This window comes from Escherichia sp. AM3, from assembly GCF_032029835.1.
Lineage (GTDB): Bacteria > Pseudomonadota > Gammaproteobacteria > Enterobacterales > Enterobacteriaceae > Escherichia > Escherichia coli.
Map to the genome: position 1 here is coordinate 1 of NZ_JAVUPQ010001004.1, position 268 is coordinate 268.

Annotated in this window: 1 pseudogene; it reads right to left on the reverse strand. The window is 50.7% G+C overall.

What is annotated here, in order from left to right:
* Positions 1-130: 130 nt before the first annotated feature.
* Positions 131-268 (reverse strand): annotated as a pseudogene (locus RTW80_RS29445) (2-amino-4-hydroxy-6-hydroxymethyldihydropteridine diphosphokinase); the annotation flags it as partial.

Below are 268 nucleotides of genomic sequence, written 5' to 3' on the forward strand. Positions count from 1 at the left end.
GTTTCATACTGTTTCCTGATGGCCCAAAAGCGAATCTTTGCGCATTCTAACAGTAACATTTGAGGGACCAATGATTTTAGGCAATCGATTAACCGCACATAAGGAAGGGTTAATCGATGCGGAGGCGGGATTACCAGCGGGCCGGTTTATCCGCGTTGAGATTTTGCAGAACGGCTTGCAGTGAGGAGCCGTCAGGGAAGGTGAGATCGGGCGCGACTTCAAACAGCGGCCAGAGCATAAACCCGCGGTTTTTCATGTCGTAATGCGG